The organism is Mesorhizobium sp. RIZ17 (genome assembly GCF_051127865.1).
In the GTDB taxonomy this organism is placed as follows: domain Bacteria; phylum Pseudomonadota; class Alphaproteobacteria; order Rhizobiales; family Rhizobiaceae; genus Mesorhizobium; species Mesorhizobium humile.
In genome coordinates, this window is the sequence record NZ_CP147861.1 from 5,675,808 (window position 1) to 5,692,566 (window position 16,759).

15 protein-coding genes are annotated in these 16,759 nt (G+C 62.3%); 1 reads left to right on the top strand and 14 read right to left on the bottom strand.

Annotation, left to right across the window (positions count from 1 at the left end):
- Positions 1 to 288 precede the first annotated feature (288 nt).
- Entirely contained in the window at positions 289 to 750 is a 462-nt protein-coding gene (locus WDX12_RS27650) for a BA14K family protein (RefSeq protein ID WP_320295738.1), read from the top strand.
- 74 nt (positions 751 to 824) lie between these two features.
- Here the strand turns inward: WDX12_RS27650 and glpK are convergent, their stop codons facing one another.
- The 14 genes from glpK to WDX12_RS27720 all read right to left on the bottom strand — a co-directional run bounded on the left by glpK (position 825) and on the right by WDX12_RS27720 (position 16,622).
- Entirely contained in the window at positions 825 to 2,318 is a 1,494-nt protein-coding gene (gene glpK, locus WDX12_RS27655; protein WP_434722714.1) for a glycerol kinase GlpK, read from the bottom strand.
- Between the two features lie 93 nt (positions 2,319 to 2,411).
- Positions 2,412 to 4,136 carry an ABC transporter substrate-binding protein gene (locus WDX12_RS27660; RefSeq protein ID WP_320295740.1) on the bottom strand — a complete coding sequence of 575 codons (1,725 nt, stop codon included), beginning with the start codon at positions 4,134 to 4,136 and terminating at the stop codon, positions 2,412 to 2,414.
- A gap of 79 nt (positions 4,137 to 4,215) precedes the next feature.
- Positions 4,216 to 4,503 (bottom strand): DUF2160 domain-containing protein, encoded by a 288-nt coding sequence (locus WDX12_RS27665; RefSeq protein WP_320295741.1) that lies wholly within the window; start codon positions 4,501 to 4,503, stop codon positions 4,216 to 4,218.
- Between the two features lie 3 nt (positions 4,504 to 4,506).
- Positions 4,507 to 5,421, bottom strand: a complete 915-nt coding sequence (locus WDX12_RS27670) for a carbohydrate ABC transporter permease (protein ID WP_434722715.1) — start codon at positions 5,419 to 5,421, stop codon at positions 4,507 to 4,509.
- 1 nt (position 5,422) lies between these two features.
- The gene (locus tag WDX12_RS27675) at positions 5,423 to 6,289 is read right to left on the bottom strand and encodes a carbohydrate ABC transporter permease (RefSeq protein ID WP_320295743.1); all 867 of its coding nucleotides are present in this window, start codon (positions 6,287 to 6,289) and stop codon (positions 5,423 to 5,425) included.
- A complete protein-coding gene (locus WDX12_RS27680) occupies positions 6,290 to 7,357 on the bottom strand; it encodes an ABC transporter ATP-binding protein (protein WP_434722716.1) in 1,068 nt (355 codons plus the stop codon).
- Positions 7,358 to 7,367: 10 nt separating this feature from the next.
- Positions 7,368 to 8,447, bottom strand: coding sequence for an ABC transporter ATP-binding protein (locus tag WDX12_RS27685; RefSeq protein WP_434722717.1), 1,080 nt, complete (start codon positions 8,445 to 8,447; stop codon positions 7,368 to 7,370).
- 39 nt (positions 8,448 to 8,486) lie between these two features.
- Positions 8,487 to 10,013, bottom strand: coding sequence for a glycerol-3-phosphate dehydrogenase (gene glpD / locus WDX12_RS27690; protein ID WP_434722718.1), 1,527 nt, complete (start codon positions 10,011 to 10,013; stop codon positions 8,487 to 8,489).
- A gap of 126 nt (positions 10,014 to 10,139) precedes the next feature.
- Positions 10,140 to 10,907 carry a DeoR/GlpR family DNA-binding transcription regulator gene (locus WDX12_RS27695; protein WP_320295747.1) on the bottom strand — a complete coding sequence of 256 codons (768 nt, stop codon included), beginning with the start codon at positions 10,905 to 10,907 and terminating at the stop codon, positions 10,140 to 10,142.
- 125 nt (positions 10,908 to 11,032) lie between these two features.
- Positions 11,033 to 12,445, bottom strand: a complete 1,413-nt coding sequence (locus WDX12_RS27700; RefSeq protein ID WP_434722719.1) for a pyridoxal phosphate-dependent decarboxylase family protein — start codon at positions 12,443 to 12,445, stop codon at positions 11,033 to 11,035.
- Positions 12,446 to 12,546: 101 nt separating this feature from the next.
- Entirely contained in the window at positions 12,547 to 13,278 is a 732-nt protein-coding gene (locus WDX12_RS27705) for a peptidase (RefSeq protein WP_320295749.1), read from the bottom strand.
- Between the two features lie 32 nt (positions 13,279 to 13,310).
- Positions 13,311 to 14,105, bottom strand: coding sequence for a transglutaminase family protein (locus tag WDX12_RS27710; RefSeq protein WP_320295750.1), 795 nt, complete (start codon positions 14,103 to 14,105; stop codon positions 13,311 to 13,313).
- Positions 14,106 to 14,126: 21 nt separating this feature from the next.
- Positions 14,127 to 15,068, bottom strand: a complete 942-nt coding sequence (locus WDX12_RS27715; protein ID WP_434722720.1) for an alpha-E domain-containing protein — start codon at positions 15,066 to 15,068, stop codon at positions 14,127 to 14,129.
- 141 nt (positions 15,069 to 15,209) lie between these two features.
- The gene (locus WDX12_RS27720; protein WP_320295752.1) at positions 15,210 to 16,622 is read right to left on the bottom strand and encodes a circularly permuted type 2 ATP-grasp protein; all 1,413 of its coding nucleotides are present in this window, start codon (positions 16,620 to 16,622) and stop codon (positions 15,210 to 15,212) included.
- Positions 16,623 to 16,759: the final 137 nt, after the last annotated feature.

Consider the following 16,759-nt stretch of genomic DNA (forward strand, 5'->3'; position numbering starts at 1 on the left):
CGGGCTCGAAACGCCGCCCTCGAAATTGCGCGGAACATAGGGAGAGTGCCGCGGCCGGTCAACCGGAAAAAGATGCCTGCCAGCCGGAGTTATCAACGGGTCTGGCGAATTTTGACGGCCGGCGATTGTGCATCCGTCGCGTCGACCCCGATAGCGGTTTCCAACCGCCCGGATATCTCAGAAGTTGGCGAAATAACAACGGCTTGGGAATCAAACGGGAACCATCGCGATCATTTTCCGTTTTTCCGGCACAGGGACGTCAAACCAACCCTCTCAAGGAGAAGATCCATGAAAAAGATCGTGTCGGGCTTGCTTGCCGCCACCTTGTCGGTTTCGTTTGCCGCCGCCGCGGCGGTCCCCGCCAATGCCGCGCAGGTGTTCGTCCCGCAGGCTTCGCCGGCTTCGTCCGATGTCCAGACGGTCGCCGAGCGCGATTTCCGCTGGAGGCATAACCATTGGCGCGGCGGTCAGCGTTTTTCGCGCAATGACGGCATGTATTGGAATGGCCATCGCGGCTATCGCGAATACCGCCACGGCTATCGCCGTCATGGCGACTACTGGTTCCCGCTTGCCGCTTTCGCGACGGGCGCATTGATCACCGGCGCGATCGTCAACAGCGAGAATAACCGCGTCTATCGCGGCAACTCGCATGTTGAGTGGTGCTACGACCGCTACCGCTCGTATCGTGCCTCGGACAACACCTTCCAGCCTTACAACGGCCCGCGTCAGCAGTGCATCTCGCCCTACTGACGGCCTCCAGTCAGTACCCAGGGTCGTTGACTGAGCCCGCGCCTCGAGAGGCGCGGGCTCTCTCTTTTCCGATCTCAGGTCGTGCTCAGCGTCCTGCGCACCGCATCGCGCCATCCGGCGAGTTTCGCGCCGCGCGTCGCGGCGTCCATCTCCGGCTTGAAACGCCGTTCCAGCGCCCAGCTCTTGGCGAATTCCTTTGCCTTCGGCCACACGCCCGCCTTCGATCCCGCGAGCCACGCCGCGCCCAGCGCGGTCGTCTCCAGGATCGTCGGACGGTCGACCGGCGCATCGAGAATGTCGGCGAGCCGCTGCATGGTCCAGTCGGACGCCACCATGCCGCCGTCGACGCGAAGCACCGTCTTGGCCGAAGCACCTTTCCAGTCCTTGCGCATGGCGTCGAGCAGGTCGCGCGTCTGGTAGGCGACGGATTCCAATGCCGCGCGCGCGAGCTCGGCCGGGCCCGAATTGCGCGTCAGGCCGAAGACGGCACCCCGCGCTTCCGCGTCCCAGTGCGGCGCGCCGAGGCCGACAAAGGCCGGCACCAGATAGACGGCTTGCGCCGGATCGGCGGCGGCGGCCAGGGCACCGCTCTGCTCCGCCTTGCCGATCACCTTGATGCCGTCGCGCAGCCACTGCACGGCGGCGCCCGCGATGAAGATCGAGCCCTCCAGCGCATAGGTGGTCTTGCCGTTGAGCCGGTAGGCGATCGTGGTGAGCAGGCGATTCTTCGAGCGCACCAGATCGGCGCCGGTGTTGAGCAGCGCGAAGCAGCCCGTGCCGTAGGTCGATTTCATCATGCCGGGCTCGAAGCACGCCTGGCCGATGGTCGCCGCATGCTGGTCGCCGGCCACGCCGAGGATTCGCATTTCGGCCCCGAACAGGCTCTTTTCGGTGACGCCGAAATCGTCGGCGCAATCCTTCACCTGCGGCAGGATCGCGGCCGGGATCTTCAGGATCGAAAGCAGTTCGTCGTCCCAGACATTCTTCTCGATGTTGTAGACCAGCGTGCGCGAGGCGTTTGTCGCGTCGGTGGCGTGTACGTGGCCGCCAGTCAGCCGCCAGATGAGAAAACTGTCGATGGTGCCGGCGAGCAACTCGCCCTTCTCGGCGCGCTTCCTGGCGCCCTTCACCTTGTCCAGCATCCAGGCGATCTTGGTGCCGGAGAAATAGGGATCGAGCAGCAGGCCGGTCTTCTTCGCGAATGTCTTTTCCAGTCCCTGCTTCTTGAGCTTCTGGCAGAGTGGCGCGGTACGCCGATCCTGCCAGACGATCGCGTTGTGGATCGGCTTGCCGGTCGCCTTGTCCCAGATGACGACCGTCTCGCGCTGGTTGGTGATGCCGATCGCGGCGACATCCGATGCCGCGCGACCGGCGGCCTTCAACGCCGATTTCACCGTGACGAGAACGCTCGCCCAGATGTCTTCCGGGTCATGCTCGACCCAGCCGGAAGCCGGATAATGCTGCGCGAATTCCTGCTGGCCGGTGCCGGCGACCTTCATCTTGTCGTCGAACAGGATCGCCCGGGTCGAGGTCGTTCCCTGGTCGATGGCCAGCACAAAACCGCTCATTCCACTTCCTCCACCATTCATGCAATGGGGGAGACGGCAAGCCGCCTCCCCCGCAGTTTCTAAACGGACGCGCCCGCCCGTGTCATGCAGTTGTTACTTCTGCCAGCTCTTCACCAACTCGTCGTAGTTGATGGTGACCGGCTTTTCCTTCTCGTTGTCGAGTTTCAGCTGCGGCGCGAGGTTGCCCTTCTTGACCGCGTCGGCGTTCCAGTAGGCAAGGTCATGCTCTTCGGCCATCTTCGGACCGATATCGCCCTGGACGCCCGACTTCTCGATACGTTCGAGAACCTTCTCCTGATCGGCGCAGAGGCCATTCATGGCTTCCTGCGGCGACTTGGCGCCCGACGAGGCGTCACCGATATTCTGCCACCAGAGCTGCGCCAGCTTCGGATAGTCCGGAACGTTGGTGCCGGTCGGGGTCCACTGCACGCGCGCCGGCGAGCGGTAGAACTCGATCAAGCCGCCGAGCTTGGGAGCGCGTTCGGTGAAGCTCTTGTCGTGGATCGTGGAGTCGCGGATGAAGGTCAGGCCGACATGGCTCTTCTTCACGTCCACGGTCTTGGAGATAACAAACTGCGCATAAAGCCAGGCGGCCTTGGCGCGGTCGGTCGGCGTCGACTTCATCAACGTCCACGAGCCGACGTCCTGGTAGCCGAGCTTCATGCCGTCCTTCCAGTAGGAGCCGTGCGGCGACGGCGCCATACGCCATTTCGGCGTGCCGTCGTCATTCATCACCGGCAGGCCGGGCTTGACCATGTCGGCGGTGAAGGCGGTGTACCAGAATATCTGCTGGGCGACGTTGCCCTGCGACGGAACCGGACCCGATTCAGAGAAAGTCATGCCTTGGGCTTCCGGCGGCGCATAGGCCTTCAACCAGTCGAGGTATTTCTGGATCGCATAGACCGAGGCCGGGCCGTTGGTGTCGCCGCCGCGCGCGACGCAGGAGCCGACTGGACGAGAATTCTCATCGACCTTGAGGCCCCATTCGTCGACCGGCAGGCCGTTCGGCAGGCCCTTGTCGCCGTTGCCGGCCATCGACAGCCAGGCGTCGGTGAACCGCCAGCCGAGCGACGGGTCCTTCTTGCCGTAGTCCATGTGGCCATAGACCTTCTTGCCGCCGACGTCGCGGCCGGTAAAGAATTCAGCGATGTCCTCATAGGCCGACCAGTTGACCGGCACGCCAAGGTCGTAGCCGTATTTCGCCTTGAAGTCGGCCTTGTTCTTCTCGTCATTGAACCAGTCGTAGCGGAACCAATAGAGGTTCGCGAACTGCTGGTCGGGAAGCTGGTAGAGCTTCTTGTCCGGCGCGGTGGTGAACTTGGTGCCGATGAAGTCGTCGACGTCGAGCATCGGATCGGTGACGTCCTTGCCCTCGCCAGCCATCCAGTCGGTCAGGTTGCGCACCTGCTGGTAGCGCCAGTGAGTGCCGATCAGGTCGGAGTCGTTGACCCAGCCGTCATAGATGTTCTGGCCGGTCTGCATCTGGGTCTGGATCTTTTCGACGACGTCGCCTTCCTGGATGACGTCATGCGTGACCTTGATGCCGGTGATTGCTGTGAACGCCGGAGCCAGCACCTGCGATTCGTACTGGTGCGTGGTCAAGGTTTCGGAGACGACCTTGATGTCCATGCCGGCGAACGGCTTGGCAGCGTCGACAAACCACTGCATTTCCTTTTCCTGATCGGCGCGCGAAAGCGTCGATAGAGGGCCTATCTCCTTGTCGAGAAAGGCTTTTGCTTCGTCCATACCGGCATAGGCGTGGCCCGCGCCGAGCAATAGGACAAGGGCAGTCGTTGATGTTAAAAATTGCCGTCGCATGTGTTTCCTCCACAGTTAAAGGTTTCAAGTGCGATATGGAGCGGCCGCCAGCACGCGGCCGCTCCAGCTATTTCCCCCTCTATACGTAACGGAACACGCCGATGGCGTAGACCACGGAGAGAGCGAGAGCCCACCACAGGTTAGGCCCAACGAGACCCAGCCAAGCGAGATGGATAAACGCGCTGCCGAGCAGCGATAGGAAGAGACGGTCACCGCGCGTCGTTTCGAAGCGCAGCACGCCGACGCGCGGGTTGCCACCCGGCGAGACATATTCCCAGACGCCCATGCCGCAGAGCATCAGTGCAATCACGATGAAGAAAGCGGCCGTCGGCCACGTCCACGCCATCCAGGAGAAGTCGAGGTTCATGGCTTAGACCCTCCCCAGGGCAAAGCCCTTGGCGATATAATTCCGCACGAACCAGATGACCAAAGCGCCGGGGATCAGCGTGAGCACGCCGGCGGCAGCAAGCAGGCCCCAGTCCATGCCGGCGGCCGAAACGGTGCGCGTCATGGTGGCGGCAATCGGCTTGGCGTCAGTGGTGGTCAGCGTGCGGGCGATCAGCAGTTCCACCCATGAGAACATGAAGCAGAAGAAACAGGCGACGCCAATGCCGCTGGCGATCAATGGCATGAAGATCTTCACGAAGAAGCGCGGGAAGGAATAGCCGTCGATATAGGCGGTCTCGTCGATCTCCTTCGGCACTCCGGACATGAAACCCTCCAGGATCCACACCGCCAGCGGCACGTTGAACAGGCAGTGCGCCAGCGCCACCGCGATATGGGTGTCGATAAGGCCGAAGGCCGAGTAAAGCTGGAAGAACGGCAACGCGAAGACCGCCGGCGGCGCCATGCGGTTGGTCAACAGCCAGAAGAAAAGGTGCTTGTCGCCGAGGAAGCGGTAGCGCGAGAAGGCATAGGCCGCCGGCAGTGCGACGGCGACCGAAATCACCATGTTCATCACAACATAGGTGATGGAATTGATGTAACCCGAGTACCAGGCCGACTGCGTGAAGATGATGTAGTAGTTGTTCAGGGTCGGCGCGTGCGGGTAGAGCGTCAGCGAAGAGATGATTTCCTCATTCGTCTTGAAGCTCATATTGACGAGCCAGTAGATCGGCAGCAGCAAGACGAAGATGTAGATCGTCGGCACGACCCACCACCAGCGCGATTCCTCGCCGCGGCGCCGCATCAGCCGCGCCACTTCATCCTGCGACAGGGTGCTGGCCAGTCCTTCGGAAACCGCTGTCTCGCTCACTCTGTCCGTTCTTTCGTTGGCGCCGCTCATCTCAGCGCTCCGCGTCGTAGTTGGTCATCACGGTGTAGAAGACCCATGACAGCAAAAGGACGATCAGAAAGTAGACCAGCGACATCGCCGCCGCCGGACCGAGATCGAACTGGCCGAGCGCGGTCTTGACGAGATCGATCGAAAGGAACGTTGTCGAGTTTCCGGGACCGCCGCCGGTGACGACGAAAGGTTCGGTGTAAATCATGAAACTATCCATGAAGCGCAAAAGCACGGCGATCAGAAGCACGCGCTGCATCTTAGGCAGCTGGATGTAGCGGAACACCGCCCAGCGCGAGGCGCCGTCGATCTTGGCCGCCTGGTAGAAGGCATCGGGAATGGAGACCAGGCCGGCATAGCAAAGCAGCACGACCAGGCTCGTCCAGTGCCAGACATCCATGATGATGACTGTGACCCAGGCGTCGATCGGATCCTGCACGTAGTTGTAGTCGATGCCGAGCGCCTTGACATAGTAACCGAGCAGGCCGATGTCGTTGCGGCCGAACACCTGCCAGATGGTGCCGACGACATTCCACGGGATCAGCAGCGGCAGCGCCATCAGCACCAGGCAGACCGGCACGCCCCAGCCCTTCTTCGGCATGTTGAGCGCGACGAAGATGCCGAGCGGCACCTCGATCGCCAGGATGATGAAGGAGAAGATCAGGTTGCGCACCATCGCTTCCCAGAAGCGGGACGAATGCAGCAATTCCTCGAACCACTCTGTGCCTGCCCAGAAGAAGACGTTGTTGCCGAACGTGTCCTGAACCGAATAGTTGACGACGGTCATCAGCGGGATGACGGCCGAGAACGCAACCAGCACCAGCACCGGCAGCACGAGGAACCAGGCCTTGTTGTTCCAGGTCTTGTCCATCTATGCCCCCATCTCGACGCGCCAGGAATCGGCATAGATGTTGATGCCGGCCGGATCGAAGCGGACTTTCGGCTCGGCAGGCACCTCGTCGTCCTCGCCGATGACGGCCGCGATCTCCTTGCCCTCGAGGTTGGCCCGAACGACCTTGTGGCGGCCGACATCCTCGACCTTACTAACCTTCACCGTCATGCCCTCACGGCCGAGCCGCACATATTCGGGGCGGATGCCGAGCTCGACGGCGCCGGCTTCGGCCTTCGGCACGCCCGGCAATTCGATGCGCTGCGCGCCGAGCTTCGCCGTCCTGCCTTCCAGCGCAACCGGCAGCACATTCATGCCCGGCGAGCCGATGAAATAACCGACAAAGGTGTGGCGCGGACGCTCGAACAATTCGGCCGGCGTGCCGATCTGGACGATGCCGCCGTCATACATGACGACGACCTGGTCGGCGAAGGTCAGCGCCTCGGTCTGGTCATGCGTGACATAGACCATGGTGTAGCCGAAGCGGCGGTGCAGCTGCTTCAACTGCGAGCGCAGCACCCACTTCATATGCGGGTCGATCACCGTCAGCGGCTCGTCGAACAGGATGGCGTTGACGTCCGAGCGCACCAGGCCGCGGCCAAGCGAGATCTTCTGCTTCTGGTCGGCGGTGAGCCCGCGCGCCTTCTTCCTGGCCAGTCCGGCGAGATCGATCATGTCGAGCGTCTCGCGCACCTTGCGGTCGACATCGGCTTCCGGCACCCGGCGGTTGCGCAGCGGAAAGGCCAGATTGTCGTAGACGGTCATGGTGTCGTAGATGACCGGGAACTGGAACACCTGCGCGATGTTGCGCTCCTGCGTCGACAGTTTGGTCACGTCCCGGCCGTTGAACAAAAGCTGGCCGTGCGAGGGGTGCAGAAGTCCCGAAATGATGTTGAGCAAGGTGGTCTTGCCGCAACCCGACGGCCCGAGCAGCGCATAGGCGCCGCCATCCTCGAAGATGTGATGCACCTCTTTCAACGCGAAATCTGAATCCTTCTGCGGGTTGGGCAGGTAGGAGTGGCGGATGTGGTTGACGTCTATGCGCGCCATCGTTTGCTCCTCAGGCCGCCAGCTTCGACGCCGTCACGGCGCGGCCGTTCTGGTCGAACACCATGATGTGGCGCGGGTCGATGAACACCTCGACCTCGTCATCGGTCTCGAAATCGAGAATGCCATGCGCAAGCATGACCCAGCGCGCATCGGCGAAATCCATATGGACGAAGCTTTCCGAGCCGGTGATCTCCGTGATGGTGACCTTCGCCCGCACGGGCACGGCTGAAGCGTTCGGCCGCCCCAGCGACAGGTGATGCGGCTGGAAGCCGATCGTGTAGCTGGCATCGGGAATGCCGTTGAGTTCCGGCGGCACCGGCAGCTTGACACCGCCTTCGAGCAGGAAGTCCGCCCCCTTTTTGGAGAGCACGATGGTGTTGAGCGGCGGGTCGGCGAAGGTCCGTGCCGTCACCAGGTCGACAGGCTTGCGGAACACCTCGACCGTCGGGCCGAACTGCGTGACGCGGCCTTCCGACAGCGTGGCCGTGTTGCCGCCCAGCAGCAGCGCCTCGTGCGGTTCGGTCGTCGCATAGACGAAAATGGTGCCGGCGGCGGCAAAGATCTTCGGCAATTCGGCGCGCAATTCCTCGCGCAGCTTGTAGTCGAGATTGGCCAAGGGCTCATCGAGCAGCACCAGGCTGGCATTCTTGACGATGGCGCGGGCAAGCGCGGTGCGCTGCTGCTGGCCTCCGGACAGGTTGAGCGGCGTGCGGTCGAGAAAGGGCGTGAGCTTCAGGAGCGCGGCCGCGTTGCGCACCTCCTTGTCGATCTTCGCCTGCTCGACGCCGGCCACCCTGAGCGGCGAGGCGATGTTCTCGTAGACCGTCATCGCCGGATAGTTGATGAACTGCTGGTAGACCATGGCGACGTTGCGCTTCTGCACCTTCTGCCCGGTGACGTCCTTGCCGTCGAACCAGACCGAGCCGGAAGTCGGCGCGTCGAGGCCCGCCATCAGCCGCATCAGGCTGGTCTTGCCGGAAAGCGTCGGCCCAAGCAGGACATTCAGCGAGCCGTGCTGAAGCGTCAGCGACACGTCGCGGATATGCTCCTGCGCGCCGACCGTCTTCGTCACGTTCCTCAGTTCCAGCATCACGCCTCCTCCCAGGCCTTGCGCATCAGCGGTCGATCCTCATTCCGCCGCCGCGACATGACGGTTGCTCAGTCCGCGCATGAATTCTTCCAGCGCCGCCGTCTGCTCGCGGCTGAAATGCAGGCCGCGCTTGGTGCGCCGCCACAGCACGTCCTCGGCGGCGACCGCCCATTCGTTTTCGACCAGATAGCGCACCTCGGCCTCGTAAAGGTCGGCGCCGAAATTGCGGCCGAGATCCGCATTCGACTTGGCGAGGCCGAGCAGCTTTTCCGCGCGCGTGCCGTAGAGCCGGGTAAAGCGACGCGCCAGCCGCTGGTCCAGGAACGGATAGGTGGTCTTCAGCCGGGCAACCTGGGCATCGAAACCGGTCGCGGGGAAATCGCCACCCGGCAGCGGCGCGTCATGTGTCCAAGGCTTGCCGCGCTTGCCGAGAAAACCTTCGATCTTCTCCAGCATCGATTCCGCCAGCCGGCGGAAGGTCGTGATCTTGCCGCCAAAGGCATTGACCAGCGGGGCGACGCCCTCCCCGCCGTCGGCCTTCAGCACATAGTCGCGCGTCGCCTCCTGCGCCTTCGAGGCGCCGTCGTCATAAAGCGGGCGCACCGCCGAATAGGTCCAGACGATGTCGGCGCGTTTTACCGGTTGCGCGAAATATTCGCTCGCCGCGGCGCACAGATAGTCGATCTCCGTATCGGAGATCTTCACCTCATGCGGATCGCCGGGATAGTCGCGGTCGGTGGTGCCGATCAGCGTGAATTCTTCCTCGTAAGGAATGGCGAAGATGATGCGGCCATCCTTGTTCTGGAAGAAATAGGCCCGCGGATCGTCGAACTTCTTGGCGATGACAATGTGGCTGCCCTGCACGAGGCGGACATTGTGGACGTCGTTCTGGCCGACGGCGGTCGAGAGCACGTGATCGACCCAGGGGCCGGCGGCGTTGACGAGAAGCCGCGCGCGAACTTCTTCGTTTTCACCCGTAAGCAGGTTCTGCGTCTTGATGATCCAGGTCGAACCGTCGCGCCGCGCGCTGACGACCTTGGTGCGGGTGCGGATAATGGCGCCCCGGTCGGCGGCGTCGCGGGCGTTCAGCGCCACCAGGCGCGCGTCATTGACCCAACCATCCGAATATTCGAAAGCCTTGCGAAACAATGGCTTGAGCGGCTTGCCTGCCGGATCGCTGGCCATGTCCAGCGTCTTCGTCGCCGGCAGGAGCTTGCGCCCGCCGATATGATCGTAGAGGAACAGCCCGAGCCGGATCAGCCAGGCGGGCCTGAGGCCCTTGGCGTAAGGCAGCACGAAGCGCATCGGCCAGATGATGTGCGGCGCGTTCTTCCACAGAACCTCGCGCTCCATCAGCGCTTCGCGCACCAGCCGGAACTCGTAGAATTCGAGATAGCGAAGGCCGCCATGGATGAGCTTGGTCGAGCCTGACGAGGTCCCGCTCGCCAGATCGTTCATCTCGGCGAGGTATACTGAAAACCCGCGACCGACAGCGTCGCGGGCTATGCCGCAGCCGTTGATGCCGCCGCCGATGACGAAAATGTCATGGATCGGAATTGCGTCCAAGGAGTCCTCCAACGATTTCGCATTGCACCGTTTTTGTGTTTTACGAAACCGCAGCGGAATTATTTCGAACTCAAACCGAATGTCAAACGAAATATCACGGCTGCGTGAGTCAGCCGTGGTACGCGCCTATTCGAGCGCCGTCTCGATGAGCCGGACCTCGGTTTCCTCGCAAATCCGGCGGATCGACGGGATCTCGCAACGATCGGTGATGAAGGTATTCACCTGCGAGAGATGGCCGATACGAACCGGCGCCGTGCGCTCGAACTTGGTCTGGTCGGAGACCAGGATGACGTGGCGGGCATTCGCGATGATGGCCTGCGCGACTTTCACCTCGCGGAAATCGAAGTCGAGCAGCGCCCCGTCATGGTCGATCGCCGAGGCGCCGATGACGGCGTAATCGACCTTGAACTGACGGATGAAATCCACGGCCGCTTCGCCGACAATGCCGCCGTCGGAACCGCGCACCACGCCGCCGGCGATCACCACCTCGATGGTAGGATAGATACGCATCCTATTGGCGACATTGATGTTATTGGTAATGACCATAAGCCCGTTATGGTCGAGCAGCGCCTTGCTGACTGCCTCGGTGGTGGTGCCGATATTGATGAACAGCGAGGCATTGTCCGGGATCAGACGCGCCGCAGCGCTGCCGATCGCTTCCTTCTCGTCGGCGGCGATCTTGCGGCGCGCCTCGTACTCCATGTTCTCTATGCCGGACGGAAACAAGGCGCCGCCATGGATGCGGGTCAGCAGTCGCTGATCGCACAGATCGTTGAGGTCCTTGCGGATGGTCTGCGGCGTCACATTGAAATGCGTCGCCAGGTCGTCGACCAGCACCCGGCCATGGTCTTTCGCCATCTGGATGATCTCGGCATGGCGTGGCGAAAGAAACATTGCTGGTCCTCCATTTTCGTTTTTTCCGTCTATATCGGAAAACGAAAGCGAAGAAAAGGTATAAGCCGGCTAACGAAAATCACCTGATTGCAAAAGGCAAACCAGTTCGGAACACGTCCGCCGCCTCAGGACGGGCGCCGGGCGATCTCGGTTATGACGTCGAACGCTGCGTCGACATCCGCTGCCGTCGACTCGAACTGTCCCATCTGAAAGCGTATCGCCACGCGCCCGTCGACCCTCGTCTGCGTGAGATAGATGCGGCCATCGGCATTGATGGCGTCGACCAGATGCAGATTGTGCTCGTCAGGATCGATGCCTGGTGCCGCGCGATGCCGGAACGAGAAGAGCGACAGCATCGGCTCGCTGCTGAGCTCGAAATCCGCTTCCCGGGCCAGCCGCGCGGCAAGCCCTTCGCTCCAGGCGACATGGTTGCGGATCATGTTGCGCAAGCCTTCGAGGCCATGGGCGCGAAGCAGGAACCAGAGTTTGAGCGCACGGAAGCGGCGCCCGAGCGGCACCGACCATTCCGAATAGTTGATGATGCCGTCATGACCGCGGGTCTTCAGATAGTCCGGCTTGATCGCCAGCGTGCGCACCAGGTCTTCGGGCTGGCGCACGAACTGGATCGAGCAGTCGAACTGCGCACCCAGCCATTTGTGGGGATTGAAGACGATGGAATCGGCGCCCTCGACGCCTGTCCAGAAATGCCGGTATTCCGGGCAGATCATCGCCGACCCGGCCCAGGCTGCATCGACATGCAGGTAAAGCCCGTGCCGCTTCGCGACCTCCGCCACCGCCGCGATGTCGTCTGTGCCGCCGGTGCTGGTACCGCCGACGCAGGCGATGATGCCCGCGGGCAACAGGCCGGCCTTGCGATCGGCAATGATCGCCGCCTCCAGCGCGGCCGTGTCCATGGCGCGAAAACGTCCGCTGACCGGGATGCGGACGAGGTTTTCCTCGCCGATGCCGGAGACCCAGATGGCGCGATCGATCGAGGTATGGACCTGGTCGGAGGAATAGACGCGCAACTTGCCCTGCCCGGCGAGGCCTTGTCTGTTGCCCTGCCAGTCGAGCGCGCGCTCGCGCATGGTCAGCACCGCCGCAAGCGTCGCCGACGAGGCCGAATCCTGGATGACGCCGGAAAAGCCTTCGGGCAGGCCGAGCGCCTGGCGCATCCAGTCGACGATGCGCATCTCGAGCTCGGTCGCCGCCGGCGAGGTTTGCCACAGCATGCATTGCGCGGCCATCGCCGAGACCAGATATTCCGCCACGACCGACACCGGCGCCGCATTGGCCGGGAAATAGGCGAAGAAGCGCGGATGCTGCCAATGCGTCATGCCCGGCACGATCTTTTCTTCGAAATCGGCGAAGATCTTCTCCATCGGCTCGGGCATTTCGGGTGGCGAGGCTTCGATGCTCCTGAAAATCTCGCCGGGCGCGATCGCTGGCCGCACCGGGCGGTCGCGCAGGCCGGCGCGGTAATCGGCGCCCCAATCGGCCGCCCGCCTTGACCAGTCGCGGAATTCCTCATTGTCCATAGTTTCCTCCCAGCAGCCGTCAAAGATACCGGCCGATCGAACCGCCCTTGGCTTTTAATTAACATGTTAAATATAGTGAAGCAACGGTGAGAACCGAAAGCTTACCCCGGAAAATCCGGCAGGTTTGAAAAGGCCAATTTCAGCGCCTTGGACCAGCCGTCCGAAATGGTGCGGTAATAGGGATCGTCCTGGCCGATCCGCCGGCTCAGCCCCACCTTGAACGCATCCTGTTCCATGAACAGAAGATCAAGCGGCAGCCCGACCGAAAGGTTGGATTTCAGCGTCGAGTCGAAGGACACCAGCAGCAGCTTCACCGTCTCCGCCAGGCTCATGGCCCGGTCATAGGCGCGAATGATGATCGGCTTGCCGTATTTCGTCTCGCCGATCTGAAAGAATGGCGTGTCGTCAGTCGACTCGATGAAATTGCCTTCCGGATAGATCATGAACAGCCTGGGGGGGCTGCCCTTGATCTGGCCGCCGAGGATGAAGGAAGCATTGAAATAGGAATCCGCCTTCTCGCCGTCGGGCGACGCATGCGCGATCACTTCCTTGACCGTTTCGCCGACCAGCCGCACCGTCTGGTACATAGACGGGGTCTCGAGCAGCTTCTCGTGGCGGTCGCCGACCGCCTTGTTGCGCTCGTCGAGCAGGCTGACGACGGCCTGCGTTGTGGCAAGGTTGCCCGCCGACATCAGCACGATGACGCGCTCGCCGGGCTGTTCCCACACATGCATCTTCTTGAAGGTCGAGATCGAATCCATACCCGCATTGGTGCGCGTGTCCGACATGAACACGAGCCCGCGATCGATCTTGAGGCCGACGCAATAGGTCATGGTCGCTCTTCCGGCAGAGAATCTTGCGAAGATTACTGCTCCACCGTGACGGTGACGGCAAGCTTCTCCTGCGACTGCCCCAGCAGTATCCCCGACACGGGCGAGGCGTCGCGATAGTCGCGCCCCGTCGCCACCCGCACATAGCGTTCGTCGGGAGAGATGCCGTTCGCCGGGTCGAAGGCAACCCAGCCGAGCCCCACGACATAGGCCTCGGCCCAGGCATGGCTCGCGGCCTGCTCGACGGCCGCATCCATCATCAGATAGCCGCTGATGTAGCGGGCGGGAAAGCCAAGCACGCCGGCCGCGGCGATGAAGATGTGGCTGTGGTCCTGGCAGACGCCGGTCTTCAACGCCAGGGCTTCTTCCGCCGGCGTCACGACGCTGGTCGTGCCCGGCCTGTAGACGACGCGTTCGCCGATGGCGCCCATCAACCGGTGCAGTCGCTCGATTTCGGTGCCCTGCCCGACCGCGCCGGCCAATTCGCGTATGCCCTCGCCGGCTGTGGTGAGCTGCGTCTGCTGTCCGAACAGCCAAAGCGGCGCAAAGCCCTGATGCGGACCCGTTATGCCCGCCGTATCATGCGTGGTCACGTCACCGGCGGCCTCGACGGTGATCGCGTTCTGGCCGCTCTCGGCGCTCACCAGCCGCGTGTCGTTACCGAAATGGTCGGTGAAGCGCACCTCCTCGCGAGCCCCTTCAACCTTGATCGCCCAGGAGCCGACGGTCTGCGTACGCCCGCTCAACGGCAGCAGGCGCAGCCGCTGCAGCAGATACTGCACCGGCTGATCGTAGTGGTACTCGGTGCGATGGGTGATCTTGAGCCGCATAGCGCTCGCCCTCGGCTGTGCTCAATTGAACCGGTAATCCTGGGCGATCTCGTCGCCCAGCCTGGTGTTGTCGCGAATGAACTCGGCCAGGAATTCATGCAGGCCGTGATCGAATATGTCCTTGATCGACCCCCTTTTGAGCAGCGCCTGGATCTTCTCGGCCGTTCCATGGCAGGCATGGCGTTCGCCGTAATCGTCGGCGAGGAATTTCAGATGCTCGCCGAGGAAGCGATAGCAGAAGGTCAACGAGCGCGGCATGCGCACATTGAGGATCAGATAGTCGGCGATGTTGGTCGGCTTGTAGTCGGCCTCATAAACCCAGCGATAGGAGCGGTGCGCCGACACCGAGCGCAGGATCGACTCCCACTGGTAGTTGTCCAGCGTCGAGCCGACCCAGGAGAGCGAAGGCAACAGCACATAATATTTCACGTCGAGGATGCGCGCCGTGTTGTCGGCGCGCTCGACATAGGTGCCCAACTGCGAGAAATCGAAGATCTCGTTGCGCAGCATCGTACCGTAGAACGAACCGCGGATCAGTGCCGTCTCGCGCTTGATGGCATCGAGCACGGTCGGCAGGTCGCGCTCGTCGATCGGCCTCGCCAGCATGCGCTTCAGCGACATCCAGGCTTCGTTGATGCTTTCCCAGGTCTCGCGCGTCAGCGCCGTGCGCACCATGCGGGCATTGTTGCGCGCCGTCTCGATCGACGACATCGTGCTCGACGGGTTCGAGGTGTCGCGCAGCAGGAAGTCGGAGACGTTGGCGGCGGTATAATCCTGGTACTTCTGGCTGAAGGCGATGTCCGAGCCGGCGCTGAGCAGCACCGAATTCCATTCCTCAGAAGCGCTCTGCGTGCGCGTCAGCGCCATGCGCAGGCCGGCGTCGACCAAGCGCGCCATGTTTTCGGCCCGCTCGATATAGCGGTTCATCCAGTAGAGACCGTTGGCGGTGCGGCCGAGAAGCATGGGAACGCCCTTCGGGCTAGTGAGTAGGGAATAGGCAGTAGGGAGTAGTAAACATTTGAACCTCAATGGAATATGGCATTTCCCTGTCCCCTATCCTTCCACTACTGCCTACTGCCTACTCACTACTCGCTATTCGCTGTTTCAATCATCCAACACCCACGTGTCCTTCGTCCCGCCACCTTGTGATGAGTTCACAACCAGCGAGCCTTCCTTCAGGGCGACACGCGTCAAGCCGCCCGGCACGATCTGGATGCGATCGGAGACCAGCACGTAAGGCCGAAGATCGACATGGCGTGGCGACAGGCCCTTTTCGGTCAGGATCGGGCAGGTCGACAGCGCCAGTGTCGGCTGGGCGATGTAGTTCGAGGGTTTTGCCTGCAGCTTCTTGGCGAACTCCTGGCATTCCTTCTTGGTCGCCGCCGGGCCGACCAGCATGCCGTAGCCGCCTGAGCCATGTACTTCCTTGATCACCAGCTCGCTGATGTGCTCCAGGACGTATTTCAGGCTGTCCGGCTCCGAGCATCGCCAGGTCGGGATGTTGCCGAGGATCGCCTTGCGTCCGGTGTAGAACTCGACGATCTCCGGCATGTAGGAATAGATCGCCTTGTCGTCGGCGATGCCGGTGCCGGGCGCATTGGCGATGGTGATGTTGCCGGCGCGGTAGACATCCATGATGCCCGGCACGCCGAGCGCGGAGTCCGGCCGGAAGGTCAGCGGATCGAGGAAGTTGTCGTCGACGCGCCGGTAGAGCACGTCGATCTGCTTGTAGCCTTCGGTGGTGCGCATCGCGACATGGCCGTCGACGACGCGCAGATCCTGCCCCTCGACGAGCTGCACGCCCATCTGGTCAGCGAGGAAGGCGTGCTCGAAATAGGCCGAGTTGTAGGAACCCGGCGTCAGCACGGCGATGGTCGGTGCGCCTTTGGCGCTTTGCGGCCGCACCGCGGCGAGCGATTGGCGCAGGAGTTGCGGATAGTTCTCGACCGGCCGCACCTTGATCTTCTGGAACAGCTCCGGAAAGAGCTGCATCATCGTCTCGCGGTTCTCCAGCATGTAGGAGACGCCGGACGGCGTGCGGGCATTGTCCTCCAGCACGTAGAACTCGTTCTCCGAGATGCGCACGATATCGACGCCGATGATATGGGTGTAGACGCCGGCCGGAGGCCTGACCCCGATCATCTCGGGCAGGAAGGCCTCGTTCTTGGCGACGAGCTCCCTCGGCACGCGCCCGGCGCGCAGGATCTCCTGGCGGTGGTAGATATCGTCGAGAAATGCGTTCAGCGCCTGCACGCGCTGCTCGATGCCTTGCGTCAGCCGGCGCCATTCCTGGCCGGAGAGGATGCGCGGGACGATGTCGAAAGGGATCAGCCGCTCGGAAGCTTCCTGCTCGCCATAGACGGCGAAGGTGATGCCGGTCTTGCGAAAGACGCGCTCGGCGTCCTGCATTTTCTGGGTAAGCCTGGCCGGGTCCTGCTCCTTCAGCCAGCGATCGTAAGCCTCATAAGGTCTTCTCAATCCGGAAACTTCCGGAAGCATTTCGTCGAAAGCTGCCAATCGCTTACTCCCCTCTCAGGCCATTTCACTGGCCTAGCCGGAGAAAATCAAGGGCAATCGGTGATTTAAGAGCCGATGGGGTCCGCTCTATGCGAATTGCCTAAATTTAAGGCACCAGCGGCAAGGCCGGGTCAGCT

Bases quoted from the DNA above. Each gene is read 5' to 3' on its own strand.
- WDX12_RS27710 (WP_320295750.1), bottom strand. From the start codon at position 14,105: ATGCGGCTCAAGATCACCCATCGCACCGAGTACCACTACGATCAGCCG.
- WDX12_RS27670 (WP_434722715.1), bottom strand. From the start codon at position 5,421: ATGAGCGGCGCCAACGAAAGAACGGACAGAGTGAGCGAGACAGCGGTT.
- WDX12_RS27705 (WP_320295749.1), bottom strand. From the start codon at position 13,278: ATGACCTATTGCGTCGGCCTCAAGATCGATCGCGGGCTCGTGTTCATG.
- WDX12_RS27665 (WP_320295741.1), bottom strand. From the start codon at position 4,503: ATGAACCTCGACTTCTCCTGGATGGCGTGGACGTGGCCGACGGCCGCT.
- WDX12_RS27715 (WP_434722720.1), bottom strand. From the start codon at position 15,068: ATGCTTCTCGGCCGCACCGCCAACGGTCTCTACTGGATGAACCGCTAT.
- WDX12_RS27680 (WP_434722716.1), bottom strand. From the start codon at position 7,357: ATGGCGCGCATAGACGTCAACCACATCCGCCACTCCTACCTGCCCAAC.
- WDX12_RS27700 (WP_434722719.1), bottom strand. From the start codon at position 12,445: ATGGACAATGAGGAATTCCGCGACTGGTCAAGGCGGGCGGCCGATTGG.
- WDX12_RS27695 (WP_320295747.1), bottom strand. From the start codon at position 10,907: ATGTTTCTTTCGCCACGCCATGCCGAGATCATCCAGATGGCGAAAGAC.
- WDX12_RS27650 (WP_320295738.1), top strand. From the start codon at position 289: ATGAAAAAGATCGTGTCGGGCTTGCTTGCCGCCACCTTGTCGGTTTCG.
- WDX12_RS27675 (WP_320295743.1), bottom strand. From the start codon at position 6,289: ATGGACAAGACCTGGAACAACAAGGCCTGGTTCCTCGTGCTGCCGGTG.
- glpK (WP_434722714.1), bottom strand. From the start codon at position 2,318: ATGAGCGGTTTTGTGCTGGCCATCGACCAGGGAACGACCTCGACCCGG.
- WDX12_RS27685 (WP_434722717.1), bottom strand. From the start codon at position 8,447: ATGCTGGAACTGAGGAACGTGACGAAGACGGTCGGCGCGCAGGAGCAT.
- WDX12_RS27660 (WP_320295740.1), bottom strand. From the start codon at position 4,136: ATGCGACGGCAATTTTTAACATCAACGACTGCCCTTGTCCTATTGCTC.